The sequence below is a fragment of the Mycetocola sp. CAN_C7 genome, from assembly GCF_015752285.1.
GTDB lineage: Bacteria > Actinomycetota > Actinomycetes > Actinomycetales > Microbacteriaceae > Mycetocola_A.
Genome location: NZ_JADOUY010000005.1, coordinates 83,349 through 99,141, shown reverse-complemented (window position 1 = coordinate 99,141; position 15,793 = coordinate 83,349). Strand labels below are relative to the sequence as shown.

The 15,793-nt window shown below is 66.8% G+C and carries 9 protein-coding genes; 2 read left to right on the top strand and 7 right to left on the bottom strand.

Features of this window, described 5'->3' with window-relative positions; translation table 11 throughout:
- Positions 1–2 precede the first annotated feature (2 nt).
- The 6 genes from IWX78_RS12300 to IWX78_RS12275 all read right to left on the bottom strand — a co-directional run bounded on the left by IWX78_RS12300 (position 3) and on the right by IWX78_RS12275 (position 13,220).
- Positions 3–2,309: a transglutaminase-like domain-containing protein gene (locus IWX78_RS12300; protein WP_196833833.1), complete on the bottom strand. Its 2,307-nt coding sequence runs from the start codon at positions 2,307–2,309 to the stop codon at positions 3–5.
- Positions 2,306–3,706, bottom strand: coding sequence for a DUF58 domain-containing protein (locus IWX78_RS12295; protein ID WP_334684717.1), 1,401 nt, complete (start codon positions 3,704–3,706; stop codon positions 2,306–2,308). Before IWX78_RS12295 ends, IWX78_RS12300 begins: the two co-directional genes overlap by 4 nt.
- A 6-nt stretch (positions 3,707–3,712) precedes the next feature.
- Entirely contained in the window at positions 3,713–4,681 is a 969-nt protein-coding gene (locus IWX78_RS12290) for an AAA family ATPase (protein ID WP_196833832.1), read from the bottom strand.
- Positions 4,682–4,730: 49 nt separating this feature from the next.
- The gene (locus tag IWX78_RS12285) at positions 4,731–10,553 is read right to left on the bottom strand and encodes an Ig-like domain-containing protein (protein ID WP_196833831.1); all 5,823 of its coding nucleotides are present in this window, start codon (positions 10,551–10,553) and stop codon (positions 4,731–4,733) included.
- Positions 10,553–11,980, bottom strand: a complete 1,428-nt coding sequence (locus tag IWX78_RS12280; RefSeq protein ID WP_196833830.1) for a serine/threonine-protein kinase — start codon at positions 11,978–11,980, stop codon at positions 10,553–10,555. The genes IWX78_RS12285 and IWX78_RS12280 overlap by 1 nt, the downstream gene beginning before the upstream one ends.
- A 97-nt stretch (positions 11,981–12,077) precedes the next feature.
- The gene (locus IWX78_RS12275; RefSeq protein WP_196833829.1) at positions 12,078–13,220 is read right to left on the bottom strand and encodes an FHA domain-containing protein; all 1,143 of its coding nucleotides are present in this window, start codon (positions 13,218–13,220) and stop codon (positions 12,078–12,080) included.
- A 141-nt stretch (positions 13,221–13,361) separates the two neighbouring features.
- On the opposite strand from IWX78_RS12275, the gene IWX78_RS12270 reads away from it, so the two are divergent.
- Positions 13,362–14,213, top strand: coding sequence for an exodeoxyribonuclease III (locus tag IWX78_RS12270; RefSeq protein WP_196833828.1), 852 nt, complete (start codon positions 13,362–13,364; stop codon positions 14,211–14,213).
- 75 nt (positions 14,214–14,288) lie between these two features.
- The gene (gene trpS / locus IWX78_RS12265) at positions 14,289–15,290 is read left to right on the top strand and encodes a tryptophan--tRNA ligase (protein ID WP_196833827.1); all 1,002 of its coding nucleotides are present in this window, start codon (positions 14,289–14,291) and stop codon (positions 15,288–15,290) included.
- 36 nt (positions 15,291–15,326) lie between these two features.
- Here the strand turns inward: trpS and IWX78_RS12260 are convergent, their stop codons facing one another.
- A complete protein-coding gene (locus tag IWX78_RS12260; protein ID WP_196833826.1) occupies positions 15,327–15,731 on the bottom strand; it encodes an HNH endonuclease in 405 nt (134 codons plus the stop codon).
- Positions 15,732–15,793 lie beyond the last annotated feature (62 nt).

Below are 15,793 nucleotides of genomic sequence, written 5' to 3'. Positions count from 1 at the left end.
CCCTACCGCGAGCGGAACGGTCTGCGGGGGAGGTCGCGCCCCGAGGTGCGGAGGGAACGGATCGAACTCGCCGCCCGGAACTTCTGCCTGCGGGTGCGCCCAGTGCCGAGTGACCGCCGCAGGTCGTCAACCGCCGCCCATACCCGGTCGGCGTCTTCGTGGCTCGGCCGCTCGGTGGAGAAAGTCGCCCGGTCGGCGACGGATGCCAGCGCGAGCGCGCGTTTGCCGCCGACGCTCGCGGCCACCTCGCGCCGAGTCGCCGAAGGTGGCGGTTCGATGCCGTAGTCGACGGCCGAGTCAGCGAACTCCAGCCACCCGCCCCTGATGCGATCGGCCGGGTGGGTTCGTTTGCGCCGCAGAGCCCTGCGCCGCACCTTCGCGACGATCACGGTGACGAACGGCGCAGCGATCACCGCGAGTACGAGAAGCGTGAGTCCGGCAATCTGTGCGACGAGAAGGAGAGCGGCCAGAAACGGATTCTCGAGGGTGTCGTCGTTCTCGTCACTTTCCGCCGGAGGTGCCTGCTCCCGCTCGTCGTCATCGTCGTCGAGCGGAGGCTGCACGATCGCCGGCGGTCGTGACACGGTGAGCGGGTCTTCCGGCTCTTCCTCGGGGATCTCGCGGAGTGCCGGAACCGGGTCGACAGTGAGCCAGCGTCCTGATGAGTCCTGGACTTCGACCCAGGCGCTCACATCCGCACCCGTGAAGGTGACCGTCCCGGTCGGAACCGGCGCGAGGAATCCCATGACGACTCTGGCGGGGAAACCGAGCTGGCGGGCCATCAGTGCCGCCGTGACGGCATACTGCTCGGCGTCGCCGATCATCGGTTTGTCTGTGAGAAGCTCCTCGATCCGGTCGAGGCCGTGCCCTGAACGGCTCGGCGGCTCGTCGTCTGCGATCCCGTGGCTGATATAGCCGTCTTCCCGCATTCCGTCGAGCATGGCGACGAGCTGGGCGCCGGGCTCCGTGATGCCCTCCGTCCAGGTGTCGAGGCGGTCGCGGACAACGGCCGGCAGATCGTCGAGCGGCGCCTGCTTGGCCGTTCCCGGCTCGATCTCGACGAGTTCGACGAGGGAGGGGGTCACGGTGACGACGGACGTCATCCTGTAGCCGTCACCAGCGTCGAGTCCCCGGACGACGGCGCCGGATCCCGTGACGTCGTTGTAGAAGAACGTGTCGGAGAGAGCGTTGGAGTTCTCTCCGGCGAACCGGATCTCGGCGAGATGCCCGGCGCCGGGCACCCACAGGCCGCTGTAGCCGTCGATGGCGACGGTGAGCGATGCGCGCTCTCCCCTGGCAGCCTGCTCCAGTCGGTACGGCACCCGCACGAAGGTGCCCGACGCGGTGAGGGCGTCGGAGTCGCCGACGCTGAAGACCACCCCGTCGTAGGTGTCGAGGGTGGCCAGCCTGATCCGACCGTCCTGCGGCAGCCCCGAGACCGTGAACAGGTCGGTGTTCGCGAGATCAGGCTGGAGATAGCGGCGGAACCCCGACAACGGACTCGGGTAGTCGCGCGGGTTGAACGGCTGCTCGATATGCGTGCGGAGAACATTGCGGTCGTTGTCTGCCGGGAGCGCTGTGGCGAGAACCGCTCCGCCTGTGGTGGCGACAGCGAGGATCAGACCGGCGCTCACCGCTCCGACCAATGCTGCCCGACGCCGTTCACGACGCGACGGTGCCACACTCGCCACCGCCGTGGCGTGTTGGCGGAGCTGTTCACGGTGGTGAGCGCCTCGCAGCCAGATCAGCCAGCCGAGGACGAGGACGAGGAGGGTCAGTCCGATCGCGATCGGGTACCAGGACTCATCGCGCCCGAAGGCGATCCCGACGACGAGGAGCACGATCGGCCAGAGTACGGCGAACTCGGGATGTCGAGCCCTGAGCCCCACAGACAGGGTGATCACCGTGGTGCCCAGGATGGCGACGAATGCCGGGACGAGCAACGCCTGGTACGAGCCGACCGGCACGAGGATCGTGACGAGCTCTTTCCAGGACTGGGCCGTCCCTTCCACCAGATCGAGGAACGCCTCTGCGGGGGGCAGGATGCCGGAACCCATGCGATCCGGCATGGTCAGCGGAACGCCTGCGGCCAGGTAGACGACGATTGTGAGCGCGAGAACGAACATCCCGTGCAACCGGAACAGCCAGCCGGCCAGGGCGACGACCGTGCCGAGGAGGACGGCGCCGACGGCGACGGTGAGAAAGCGTGAGGACTGGTAGACGGGCCACCAGACGCTCGACGCGACGGCGATGGCCGCGATCGCGAAGACCACGGTGAGGAGGACTGCTCCGGCGCTCCTGACCGTCATGCCGTCGCCCTGGCCATGGATTGCTGCAGGTCTTCCAGATAGCCGATGGTGAGAACCGTCAACCCCGCTGCGCGTCTGAAGGCCGGAACGGCATCAGGGTCGCAGACGATCGCAACCACTTCGACGCCTGCGGGGAAGTGCTGGGCGGCATGACGCAACGCGGTCACACTCACCGTCGAACCGCAGACGAGGAACGCGAGCGAGATCCCGGCGACCGCATCTGCGGCAACCCGGGCCAGGTCGCCGAGTTCGAGTGCCGTCGCCGAACGATCGATCCGACTGAGATCATCGAGGAGGCGTGAGCCGGTCACCGCGGCGATCTTCTTCACGGCAAGCACCCGCTTCGACGCGAATTCCGGTGTCGACTCGCTGGCGACGACCGAAATGGTCCGGTCATCCCGAATGGCGCGCACCCCGATGGAGCCGATGACGCTGACGGCCATCTCGAAGTCCTCGTCGCCGGAGTAATCGGCGTCGGCGAGGCTGAGCGCCAGCATGAGGTGGCTCCGCCTCGTCTGCTCGAACTGGCGCACCATGTACTGCCCGGTCTTCGCTGTGCTCTTCCAGTGGATGCTCCGGAGTTCGTCGCCGGGCATGTACTCCCTCAGCGCGTGGAACGAGACGTCGCTGGCTGTCAGGTCGCGCGTGGGATTGCCCTCGAGGTCGCGCACGAAACCGGTGCTCATGCTGGGTACCGAGATCGTCCGCGGGTGGACGAACAAGTCGATCTGTTCCTCCCACGCCCGTTCGCGCCGCACCAGCCCGATCGGGTCGGCCCGGACCGCTCGCACGGGGCCGACGGGGATCACACCCCGGTGCAGCGCGGGAACGGTGAAGACGTCTTCGTAGACCTCACCGGGGACGAGCCCTGGGACCTGGAAGTCCGCGAGTCCCTCACCCACCGGAACCTCGATCCTGGTGCCGGTCAGCATGCGTCTGGTGGGGTTGGTCACTGTGAGCGCCCCGACGGCGTTCTCCCCGGCGACCACGCGGTTCACCGGAACGCTGAGCGACGCATCGTGTGACGTCCGGCCGATGAGGAATGCGATCGCGGCGAGGATCACGAGCAGCCCGGCCCAGCCGACAGCGATCAGCTCGAGCCAGCCGAGCCCGTATCCGGCGGCGAACGAGAGGGCGACGGTGACGGCGATTCCCCAGCCGAGCGGCGTCACAACGCTGCTGACGGCAGCCCACCCGCCCGCCGACGCCCGGCGGAATCGTCGCCAGGCGCGGACAAGGGCGACGACAACGTCGGCGAGGATGCCCTCCCGGGATCCGACGAGCCTGGTCCGTGCGTTGTTGAGCTGGGTCTCACCAAGCATCGTCGGAGCGTCCACACCGGTGAGGCGTGTGTTGCTCTTCTTCGTCGCCGACGCCGCGATGTCCCTGCCGACCATTGGGGCCTATGCCACCCGGTTGTCGGTGGGCGGCGGTGTGTCGATGAGGACCTGGGCGATGACGTTGGACGGGTTGACCCCGTCGAACTCGGCCTCCGGATCGAGGATCAGCCGGTGCGCGAGCACCGTGTCTGCGAGCGCCTTCACGTCGTCGGGGATGACGAACGGTCGGCCGGACGCCGCGGCGAGGGCCTTGGAGGTCCGGATGAGGGCCAGGGCGCCGCGCACGCTCGCGCCGAGTCGGATCTCCGTGGCGGTGCGGGTCCCTTCGATGATGCGTGCCACATAGTCGTTGATCGAAGCGTCCACGTGAACCGTGGTCGCGAGGCGTGTCATCTCGGTGATGGTGCTTGCGGACGCGACGGGCGAGAGGGTGCCGTCACCCGCGGCATCCGACCCTTCAAGGATGCGGATGGTCGATTGATGGTCCGGGTACCCGACCGATGTCTTCATGATGAATCTGTCGAGTTGCGCCTCGGGGAGGCGGTAGGTGCCTGCCTGCTCGATCGGATTCTGGGTGGCGATCACCATGAACGGGGAACTGACCGGGTGGGTGATGCCATCGACGGTGACGTGCTGTTCTTCCATCACCTCGAGGAGCGCTGACTGGGTCTTCGGGCTCGCCCGGTTGATCTCGTCCGCGAGCACGATGTTGGCGAAGATCGGGCCGCGGTGGAACGCGAACTCCCCACTGCGCTGGTCGTAAATGCTCACGCCGGTGATGTCGCCTGGGAGCAGGTCGGGGGTGAATTGCACCCGGCTGGCTGTTCCGGCGATACTCTCGGCCATTGCGCGGGCCAACGACGTCTTCCCTGTTCCAGGCACGTCTTCGAGCAGCAGGTGGCCGCGACTCAGCAGCGCGGTGAATGACAGACGGATGACGTGATTCTTGCCGAGCAGCACCCGCTCCACGTTCTCAACGAGCTGGTCGCAGACCCCGGCGAACCAGGTTGCCTGTTCGGGCGTCATCGTCATCTGTCCGGCCTCTCGAGGTCGATTGGGTAGCGGGAATGTCCCGTGACCATCATGGCGCGAAATAACGTTTCACGAGTGCACTGTCTCCGACCCTCACGGTGACGTCGAGAAAGGCCCGGCCGTCGCCGGGCACCGAGACGAGCGCACAGAAGTTGGGGCCGGCGACGCCGACGTTCGCCGGTTCGCTGACGGCGCCGCAGGCGTATTCGGCTCCGAACGAACCGTTCGGGGGGTTGCCGGTCCAGGTCCAGGTCGCCGACGCCGAATCGTAGACGAGCCCTTCTGGGACGAGCGATATCGACGGAGAGGGGGCCGTCTGGGCGAGCGGAGCACCGCACGCCCACGGGCTGCACGCTCTCACCTCGAATGACGTCGCATCCCCGAACGCTCCGCCGAGCAGCTGCCTCGGGAATCCGGATCCGTCGAATGCCTGCCAGGCTCCGTCCGGGCTTCGGATTTCGAAGCTGTAGCCGCCAGGCGAGACGGACGTCACGAGGTAATCCCGAACGGTCTCGGCCGCGTCGGCCCAGACCATACCGCCGTTGATCGCTGAGACGGCCGGTGGGGTGGGACGGAGCGTCACACCGCTGATCTCGGTGGACACGCACCCTGCGCGGTTGTAGCCCCACACGATGAAGTAGTACGACGCATCCGCGCCGACCAGGCCGGTGAATGTCGCGCTCGTGGTTCCGCCGCCGACCAGGCGGGTCTCCAGAACGTTCGCCCCTCCAGGCGGGTTCGGCGATCCGGGCGCCGGCGTGGACACGGTGCAGGGAGACGGCGCTGCGTTCGAGCTCAGCATCTGGACGTAATAGCCGCCGATGGCGTCGCCGTTGGACCCGAATGCGCCCCAGCTCACCGATGCGGCCCCGTTGACCGAATCGCCGCTGACGGAGATGGCGCCGGCGCGCGGCGGTCCATACGGCGTGCCTTCCGCCGAGGAGGAGTTCCAGGTCGAGAGCGCCGGGTAGGCATCGTTCCGCGCTGACACCGAGAACGGGACCGTGGACCCGTTGGTCAGCCCGGAGACGTCGAGCGAGCACCGGGAGCCTGAGCAGACGTTGCTGGCGCTCACCTCCCCGCGCGACGCTCCACCGACGGTGATCGCGTAGCGCCTGACAGCGCTTCCTTCGCCCGCCGAAACGGCATCCCAGCTCAGGCGCAGTCCGCCGTCGAGGGGAGCAGCGGAGAGCCCGGACGGCGCCGGGGGGATCACGTCTGACCAGACGGAGTCCACGAGCCGCTGGGCGTCGGATGCTCCGATCTCATTGGCGGCAGTGACCGAGAATCTCACGGCATTATCGCTCCCGTTGCCCGGTGTGCTGATCTCGCAGGTCGTCGTCGAGCACGGCGTGCTGCCGAGCGATGCCCCCGAGGCAGCGTTGACCATCTGGACGGTGAAACCGGTGATCGGCGAGTTGTTGGCCGCGCCCGGTTCCCAGGCCAGGGTCACCGAACGGTTGCCGAATCCTGTCACCCGCACACCCGTCACCGGGTCGGGGCGGTCCTGCACAGAGATCCGGACAGTGCCCCAGGCGAATCGCGACGGGTCGTTCGTCGCATCCGCCACCTGATACTGGAGGGTGGCATCCGCCGGTGCCGCATCCGCAGACACGGTGACGTTCAACCGGCTGTTGTTCGCGCTCGGCGACACCGTCACTCCTGCCGGCAGACCACCGCCGAGGCCACGGACGGCAACGACCCGAAGGGGCGTCGACGGGAACGGGTTCGTCGCCGCATCGTTCTCGAGTACGTCGATCACTTCCGTCGTTCCGCGTTGAACGACGGCGGTATCCGTTGCCGGGACGGCGAGCGGGCGGGTGGACGGCATCACGCTGAGTGTGATGCGTCCGGCCTCCCCCTCGTTCACGGCGTCGCGGACCCCGATGAGGATGCCGGGGGTGGCGCCGATCGCCACGGTCTCGTCTGCGGTCAGCGTCAGCAGTTGGCCGGAGATGCTCGCAGAGAAGCCGGCGGGGCGCGGGTCGATGATCGAGTACGTCAACTCGTCGAGATCGTCGTCGTAGGGGTAGGTGGTGAGTTTCGGCAGTTCGATGACCTTGCGCTGGCCGGGCTCGAAGTCGATCGTGCCACCGGCGAACACGGGTGGCTGGTTATCGCGCGGTTTCACATCGATGGGCAGCACGATCGTGGCGATGCGTCCCTCCGGGTCGGTGGCGTTCGACCCGTCTGTCACTTCGAACGACACGGACGCCGGGCCGAAGTAGCGTTCGGCGCTCGTGTAGGTGATGGTGTCGCTGTCTGTCGCGAGTTCGTCGCCGTTGGCGTGCGAGGCCCTGACGGTGGCGGCGTCGGTGAGCCTGACCGGCCGGTTGCCGACCGCGACGACGTAGTCGTTGATGTTGATGGTGATCGGTTCACCGCTCACGGCGCTGAGCGGACGGACCCCGGCGCGCAGTTGCGGTAATGCGTCGTCGAGTCCTGGCACCCAGATGAAAGCCATGGCGCTGACCGTGTCATCGTCTGGCCTGCTCACCTTGAACGGAATGATCTGCGATTTCTCGGTGATCGTGACCCGCACGCGTTTGTTCGGGATCACCTCGGCGTTCTCGGTGCGCAGCGGAAGCGAGACGCGCAGGCTCGACGCGGCGCCGTCGGCGAAGAAGACCCGGGAGAGGACGGAGACGTCGATGCTCGAGCGTTCGAGGATGTCATCGAGCGTGAGAACGACGTCGCTCGCAACGGGCCTGGCCAGTGGGGCGTCGTCTCGCGTCACGACGGTGATGAAATTCCTCGACGTGTTGCCCCACTTGTTCTCGATCTCGTAGACGAATCCGAAACGCCCTTCAGCCTCCGGCACAGTCACTCGAACGAGGTCGCCGTCGATTGTCGCCGAGGCACCTTCTGTTGTGGGTTCGACGTCGGTGACGGTGAGTGTTCCTCCGTCGGGGTCGGAGTCGTTGGCAAGGACCTGGACGGCCACGGTGCGGCTCGGCCGGGTGATCACTTCGTCTGCGACGGCGATCGGCGCTCGCGACCCGTCGAGCTTCGAGCTGATCCCGATGCGAACGGTCCCGACCGCCTGGCTGCCGAGGGCGTCGATGACGGTGTACTCGAAGCTGTCTGTGCCGGTCGAGTACGCGCCTGCCTCGTAATCGAACCAGTCGTCGCCTGCTCCGACGACGGCGCCCTTGTCCGGGTTGGATGTCTGGCCGATCAGCATGACGGAGTCGCCGTCTGGGTCGATCCCCGACAGGGGGATGGTCACGCGCACGCGCTCGCCGCTGAGGACTCGGGCGATGACGGTTTTTGGCACCGGTGCGGCGTTGGACGCGGCATCCACCTCGCGCACGTTGAGAGTCACCTGCGCGTCGGCCCACTGGCCGTCAGGGGCGACCGCGCGATAGGTGGCGATGAAGTTGCCCGGTTTGTCGGGGGCCAGGTATCGGAGTACTCGCCCGGAGGTGAACAGGAGGCCGGCATCGGATGGGAGGCTGGTGCTGAGCTTGGGGTCGAGGGTGAGGGTGTCGCCGTCCGGGTGGGTGTCGTTCGACAGCACGGGGATGTCGATGGCGTCTCCGACCCGGACGGAGACCGTGTCGGGGTAGGCGACAGGCGGCTGACGAACGATCGGAGTGGGGATCTCGATCACCGTCACCGTGCCCTGCGACTCGGCCGTGCCGTTCGACACGCTGTAGTTGAACGACACCGGAGCGTCGAGTGGCATGGTGAGGGTGACCCGCAGGATCCTCTGCTCGAGGATTTCGACCCTGACCCCGGAGTCGTCAGGAACATTGGTCACCCCGGTGACGACGAGAACGCCGCCTGCCGGGTCGAAGTCCTGCGACAGCACATCGACGCGCTCCGTGCTCTGCTCGCGGATGAATGCGGTGTGGGGAACGGTGACCGGTGGCTGTCCGGCGTCCGGCGGCGCCACGACGTCGACACGGATGCTGCCGGTCTGGGTGCGGTTGCCGTCGGTGACGGCGTACTCGAGGTAGTGGGTCTTGACCACGGTGCTGACGAACCGGAACGTCCCACCGTCGTAGTCTGCGGTGATGGTCGCGTCTGTCTTGGCGGGCACATTCACGAGCCGCAGCGGACCTGAGCCGCCGCGCACGTGGGCCAGGGGTGAGACGACGACCTCCTGACCGGCGTAGGCGCGCACAGGGAACGGCTCGGTGATGATCGGGACTTCCCCGACCGGATAGACGGTGACGGCGAATCCACCCGTCCCGTCTGCGAGGCCGTCTGAAACGACGAGCCCGATCTCCCTCAGGGTGCCGCCCTGCCCTGAGTCGGTGTAGATCAACGTTCCGTCTGGCGTGTACTGGACCTGATCGGGTGCGGGAACGCTCGCCTGGGTCAGGAAGAACGGGTCGCCGTCCGGGTCGACCCAGTCGCCGAGGGTCTGTGCGGTGAGCCGGCCGCCGGCGTGAACGGATGCTTTCGACGGGCGCACCTGCGCCGGGGGTCCGTTCTCGCCGGCTGCGCGCACGGTGATGGTGACTGTCGCCGTCGATGTACCACCCCTCCCGTCCGAGATCGTGTAGTCGAAACTCAGTTCGCCTCCGGCATCCGGCGCGAGGGTCACCTGCAGTTGCTGAGCGTTGTTGACGAGTTCGAGGCGACCCGACCCGCCGTCGAGTTCGGTGAAGTCCTCGATCATCAGGACATCGCCGTTGGGATCGATGTCGTTGAGCAGGACGGGAAGGGGAGAGGTGCGCGCCGGGCGCGCGCCGAAGGCGTCGTCGACGGCCGTCGGCGGCATCTGCGCCTGCTCGTATTCCGGTGGGGTGTCTTCCTGGGTGTCGTCGATCTCCTGCTCGTCTTCTTCGACGTCGATGAGCTCGTCCCAGTTGTCGATCAGCTGGTTGTCGTCCTGAACAGCCCAGGTGTTGCCGCCCACCGCATCGTTGAGGACGAGGTGGTCGCCGTTCCGTCGGAAGTCGAGTCTCGCCGTTCCCGCGACAGACAACGTCGATGTCCTGGTGTCACCGTCGCAGCGTTCGAACACCGTTCCGTCGGCCCACGCCGCGTACTCACACGCGCCGACGGTGACCGGGCTGACGGGGTCACCGGAGACGTCGCCGACGACCTCTGTCGGCTCCCCACCCGCGAGCGGGACGGAGAGGAGCCCGCCTTGGACACCGACGAGGACAGTCTCGCCGCCCGCAGACGGGAGCGGCAGAACGGGATCAGCCGCTGACACGTCGATACTGTTTCCGCGCACGATCAGCCGCCCGCCGGCCGCGTCGAGGAGTACCGGGTCCGACCCCACCGACGACAGCTGGACGTCGTCGGCGTCCTCGTCGAGCTCGACCGCCGTTGTCTCACCGACCGTATCCTGGCCCGAAGACACCCGGTAGATCTCCGACTCTCGAGGAGAGAAGACGAAGAGGTCCCCTGACGGGTTCATGGACCCGATCGCGCCAGGGCCGAGTGAGAGCGTCGGATCGGATTCGGAGTCGAACGCGGTCAGGTCCTCGACGGGCACGAGCCAGAAATCGCCGTCGGCCGCGATGGTCACCCGGCCTCCAGCCAGGTCGACGTCGGTGACACCGGGCGGGAGGGGCACGCTCTCGGCGACTGTCGCGGTCGCGGGGTCGACGATGTCGATCGAGCTCCGGCCCGAATCAACCAGCAGCACCGATGTGCCCTCCTGAAGCACGTCGATCTGCGCGGAATCGGCGACGAGACCGGCGTTGAGCTCGAAGACCTGGGTGTTCGCGCGTCCGATCGCCTGGCGGGATTCGTTGACGACCCAGACGGCGCCGTCGCCGAGGTTGAGTTGTTGCGCCCGGTATCCGGTGGAAACGATGGCGACAGTGGCGATGAGTGCACAGATGACGGTGCCGCTCGTCAGCGTGGCGAGAAACGACCGGCGCGACCGGAACCATCCTCGGATCATCAGCCCGATCCTTCGGGGATGTCGACGCATTTCTCGGCGCTCGGCGGCCCCAGCTTGCCCTCACGGTTGACGAGTACGGTGAGACAGACCTGGTCACCCGGCTCGGCGTTCACGGTGAACTCATTGGCCCTCTGGATGCTGGCCGTGCCGTCGTTGGACCGGATCTCATACGAGTCGGCGGATTCGAGACCCGGATCAGCCCAGGTGAACTCCACACCTGAGTTCTCGACCTGCGCCGTGATGTCGGACACGGTCGGGATGCTGTTGCCCGGGGCAAGGCGGACGACGACGAATACGGTGGTCACGGCAAGGATCACGATGAGCGCCGAGCAGGCGACGATCGCGAGGATGAACGGACGGCCGAGTGGCTGACCCTGACGGACCGGGCGGCGGTCGCTCAGCGGGGTGGCCTGGTCGACGACGGCGAGGCGGGTCGCTCCCGGCTGCCTGGCGGCATCCTCCGGGCTGCGTCGACGACGGCGGCCCGGTTCGACGGTCCTGATCGGGTTGACCCGTGTGCGGTCGTCGGAGTCGTGGACGGGTGTCGATGCCCAGTCGTCGACAGCGACATCCGGCTGCGTCGACGGCAGGCCCAGGTCGCTCTCGACGGCCTGAAGTTCACGGATCAGCTCCATCGCCGTCTGCTGCCGGGACTCCGGACGACGCGACATCGCACGCGCGAGCACGGCATCGAGCCGTTCGGGCACGTCGTCGCGACCGATCGGGGCCGGCTTGCCTTTGCTCGCACGCGCGATCAGATCGGCGGAGGTGTTGTTCTGCCACGGAATTTCAAACGGCGCTCGCCCGGCCAGGAGCGAGTAGACGGTTGCGGCGAGCGACCATACTTCACTCGGCACCGTACCGTTCGTCTGGCTGTGGATCACTTCGGGGGCCGACCAGGGAATGGACATTCCCACTGTCTCGTCAGGCGATGACTCCCCCACACTGCCCGCGATCCCGAAGTCGCTGAGCACCGGATTCCCGTATGCGGTCATGAGGATGTTCGACGGCTTGATGTCGCGGTGGAGCACCCCGGCGCGATGTGCGGTCTCGGTGGCGCTGGCGATCTTGATTCCGATGCGCAGCGCTTCGGAGACCGACAGTGGCTCCTCCCGGTACCGTTGCCCGATCGACGACGAGCACAGTTCCATCACGAGGTACGGCCGGCCGTCTGCCGCGACACCCGACTGGTAGACGGTCAGGATCGCCGGATGCGAACTCAGTTGCGCCATCAGGTCGGCTTCCGCCTGGAACATCCGCCTGACGTCGGCGTTCACGTACTCGCTGAGCATGACCTTGACGGCGACCTGCCGCCGCGGATTGTCCTGCTCGAACAGGAAGACGTCGGCGAATCCGCCTGAGCCGAGAATGCGCACGAAGGAGAAGCCGGGCAACTGCGGCGGCTGCGATGGCAGACGGCGGGCCACTGGACTCTCCCTTCACTTCGATCGACCGAGGGAAGGCTCGAGCGCAGAGTAATCTCCCGATCCCCTACCTTCCCATTGTAAGCAATGCCGGTCCGACCTATACCCCCGGCCAGGGGGGCAAAATCTCGATGACGTTTCCGTCGCCGATATCGATGAAGGTTCCGGGTGTGACGACGACGGATTCACCCTGACGCAGTCGCCGCCAGTGGCCCTGCGGGGGGATCACCGAGGTGCCGTTCGTCGATTTCAGGTCGGTGGCGACGATGGAATCGCCGATTTGTTTGATTTCGAGGTGCGTGGCCGACACCGACTTGGAGCCGGACACGACAGGAACCAGGCGCGACGGGTCGGGCAGCGGGATCCGCGGTTGGCGGGGATTGCGACCGAAATAGTGGACGGCATCCAGCGGGTAGGCCTGACCGCCGTTGATCCGGAACCCGTACAGCAGGGTCTTCGGGTCGTTCGGCACGAGAGGAGCCTCGCGCAGCACGGTCTCGTCCTGGATCGGCGGTGCGATGTCTCTCCGCAGGACCGTCTCGCCGTCGTGACGCATCGCCGGGTCGTCCTCAGGGGTCACCCGCTGCACCGGAGGACGGATGATGGTGTTGGTCTCTGCGGGCGACGGCCGGAAGTGGCTCGGGGTGTGCGTCATCGCCGGAGCAGGCTGCGGCGCCACCGGAGGGGCGAACGGTGTGGTCGGTGTCGTCGGCGTCACATCAGGCACGGATGGGGCAGCGAGGACGACCTCCGTCGCGGCGACCCAGTCGATCCTGTTCGCGACGATGACACCGGAACCGAGCGGGAACGAGACTCCGGCCACCGCAGCACCCGGCTCGCCGGTGAGCCCCCCGGCGGCGACGGCTTCGACGCCGCTGAGCTCGTCACGGCGCCACGGCTGGTTCCCGCTCGTGATGCGGGTCCAGGAGCCATCGGTGTGCGCGTCGACGACCGCCTCGCCGTGGACGAGCAGCTTGAGGGTGGCCTGGCTGGCACCGTCGCGTTCGAGAGCGACGAAGGATGCCGGCTGGCCGCCTGACGAGTTCGGGATCGCGGCGAGGGTCTCATCGAACGTGGTCGCCGGCGACTGGATCATCGACCAGAGTCGCTCGACGATGGCGGGCTCGGACGGAGTCCTCAACGCGACCAGGAGTTTCTCCCCGACGATGTAGATCCAGGGAGTCCCTGAATTCGTCATCGCGTAGCGATAGGTGGACGGCTGGTCGCGTTCTGCAGTGTTCACGGTGCCCCTCGAAAATGCGGTGCAGGCGACCATCCGGAGGACCGGCTGGCGCACCTGTCGTCCTATTCTGCCCTCTGACCCGGTTTGAGGCGACCTTCCGGCGACAACAGGGGCGTCGGTGCGCTGATCTAAGCTGGTTTCATGTCGTCCTCAGCACCCCTCCGCATTGCTTCCGTCAACACGAACGGGGTGCGAGCGGCCTTCCGTAAGGGCATGGGCGACTGGCTTGCTGCGTCGAACATCGACATCCTGGCGTTGCAGGAGGTCCGGGCGGCGACGACGGACCTCGAGAACCTGTTCGGGCCGGAATGGGACATCCTGCACGACCCGGCGACGGCCAAGGGACGAGCGGGTGTCGCCCTGCTCAGCCGCAACGCGGCATCCATCCACCGGGTGGAACTCGGCCCGGACGACTTCGACAGCGCCGGTCGCTGGCTCGAAGCGGACTACGAAGTGAACGGATCGATCGTCACCGTCGTCTCGACCTATGTGCACTCGGGTGCGGCAGACACACCCAAACAGGTGGAGAAGTACACGTTCCTCGACGCCATGACCTCGCGTCTTCCCGAACTCGCCAGCCACTCCGACTACGCCGTCGTGCTCGGTGATCTGAATGTCGGGCACCGCGAACTCGACATCAAGAACTGGAAGGGCAACGTCAAGAACGCCGGTTTCCTCCCGCAGGAGCGGGCATACTTCGACCGCTTCTTCGGGCCACACGGTGAACCCGTCACCGGCGTCGACGGCTCCGTCGCGCCCGGGCTGGGCTGGGTCGACATCGGACGCACCTGGGCGGGCGAGGTCGACGGGCCGTACACCTGGTGGTCCCAGCGCGGCCGGGCGTTCGACACCGGCACCGGCTGGCGTCTCGACTATCACGTCGCCACGCCCCAGCTCGCCGCAACCGTCTCCGCCTACCGCGTCGACCGGGCAGCCAGCCACGAGGAACGATGGTCGGATCACGCTCCCGTCGTCGTCGACTACGCTCTCTGACCTGCTCCCGCCTTCCGTCCCATTCGCCGAACGTCACTGGGTCGCCCGCCACGGCGACTCGAAAAGGATTCCCCCATGACCACACCCGTCCTGTTCTCAGGAATGCAGCCATCCAACGATTCGCTCCACCTGGGCAATTACGTCGGAGCGCTCCAGCAATGGGTCGCCCTGCAGGATGAATACGAGGCCTACTACTGCGTCGTCGACCTGCACGCACTGACCAGTTCGCCGAACCCGGACGAACTGCGCGCCCGGACTCGGTCGACGGCTGCGCAATACATCGCAGCGGGTATCGACCCGGCGAAGAGTGCCTTGTTCGTGCAATCCCACGTTCCGGCGCACGCCCAGTTGTCGTGGGTCCTCAACAACATCACCGGGTTCGGCGAAGCCGGTCGGATGACACAGTTCAAGGACAAGTCGGCTCGTTTCGGTGCCGACTCGACGACCGTGGGACTCTTCACCTACCCGGTTCTCATGGCCGCAGACATCCTGCTGTACCAGACGAATGCCGTGCCGGTCGGTGAAGATCAGCGCCAGCACCTCGAGCTCACCCGCGACCTCGTCGGCCGGTTCAACAGCCGCTTCGGCGACACTTTTGTGCTGCCGGAGCCGGTCATCCTCAAGGGAACGGCGAAGATCTACGACCTGCAGCACCCGACGGTGAAGATGTCCAAATCGGCCGAGAGCGAAGCCGGTCTCATCAAGCTGCTCGACGACCCCAAGGTCAACGCGAAGAAGATCATGCGCGCGGTGACCGACGACGATGCGAGCATCCGGTTCGATCGGGAAGAGAAGCCGGGGGTGTCGAACCTCCTCACCATCTTCTCGGCGATGTCTGGGTGGACCATCGATGCGATCGTGGACGAGTACGCAGGGCGCGGCTACGGCGACCTGAAGAAGGGCGTCGTCGACGCCGTCAACGCCGTATTCGAACCGGTGCGCGCTCGGACCCTCGAACTGCTCGACGACCCGGCCGAGCTCGACCGGATCCTCGCTGTGAACGCCGCGAAGGCCAACGAAGCCGCCGAGAAGACACTCGCCATCGTCTACGACCGGATCGGCCTGCTGCGGGCGTAGGCGTGGTGCTCACAGCAGGTGGGCGGCTTCGACTCTTCAGGAGGTCTCGGAGGTCCCGGAGGACGTCTCGTCGGTGGGCAGAAGGGTGGGCAGGATCGTCGCGTGACGGAGCAGGAACGAGCGCTCATCGAGCTTCTTGCGTCGGAGCCACCCCGTGACTTCGCTGTTGTGTTTGCTCGCGTTGCAGGACGGGCAGGCAGGAACCACGTTCTCGAGGGTGTAACGGCCGCCCCGAGAGACAGGCATGATGCAGTCACGCTGGAGCGCCGTGCTCTTCGCCTGACAGTACGCGCACCCGCCCCAGGCGGCGAGAAGCTCGGCCCACTGTGAGGCGGTGAGGTCATTGTCGACGCGGGCGAGGCGTTGTGTGCGTCGCTTCGCGTACCGCGCGCGTGCTGCCGGTGACGGCGTTGCGGTGGGGAACTTGCGACGAGGGTGCACGACTCAACGGTACGTCGACCGCGCACCGTCGCGAGTACCGCGAGCCGACGTTCTGCGGGGAT

Coding starts and splice junctions, on each gene's coding strand:
- IWX78_RS12300 (WP_196833833.1), bottom strand. CDS start 2,309: ATGACGGTCAGGAGCGCCGGAGCAGTCCTCCTCACCGTGGTCTTCGCG.
- IWX78_RS12295 (WP_334684717.1), bottom strand. CDS start 3,706: ATGGTCGGCAGGGACATCGCGGCGTCGGCGACGAAGAAGAGCAACACA.
- IWX78_RS12290 (WP_196833832.1), bottom strand. CDS start 4,681: ATGACGATGACGCCCGAACAGGCAACCTGGTTCGCCGGGGTCTGCGAC.
- IWX78_RS12285 (WP_196833831.1), bottom strand. CDS start 10,553: ATGATCCGAGGATGGTTCCGGTCGCGCCGGTCGTTTCTCGCCACGCTG.
- IWX78_RS12270 (WP_196833828.1), top strand. CDS start 13,362: ATGTCGTCCTCAGCACCCCTCCGCATTGCTTCCGTCAACACGAACGGG.
- trpS (WP_196833827.1), top strand. CDS start 14,289: ATGACCACACCCGTCCTGTTCTCAGGAATGCAGCCATCCAACGATTCG.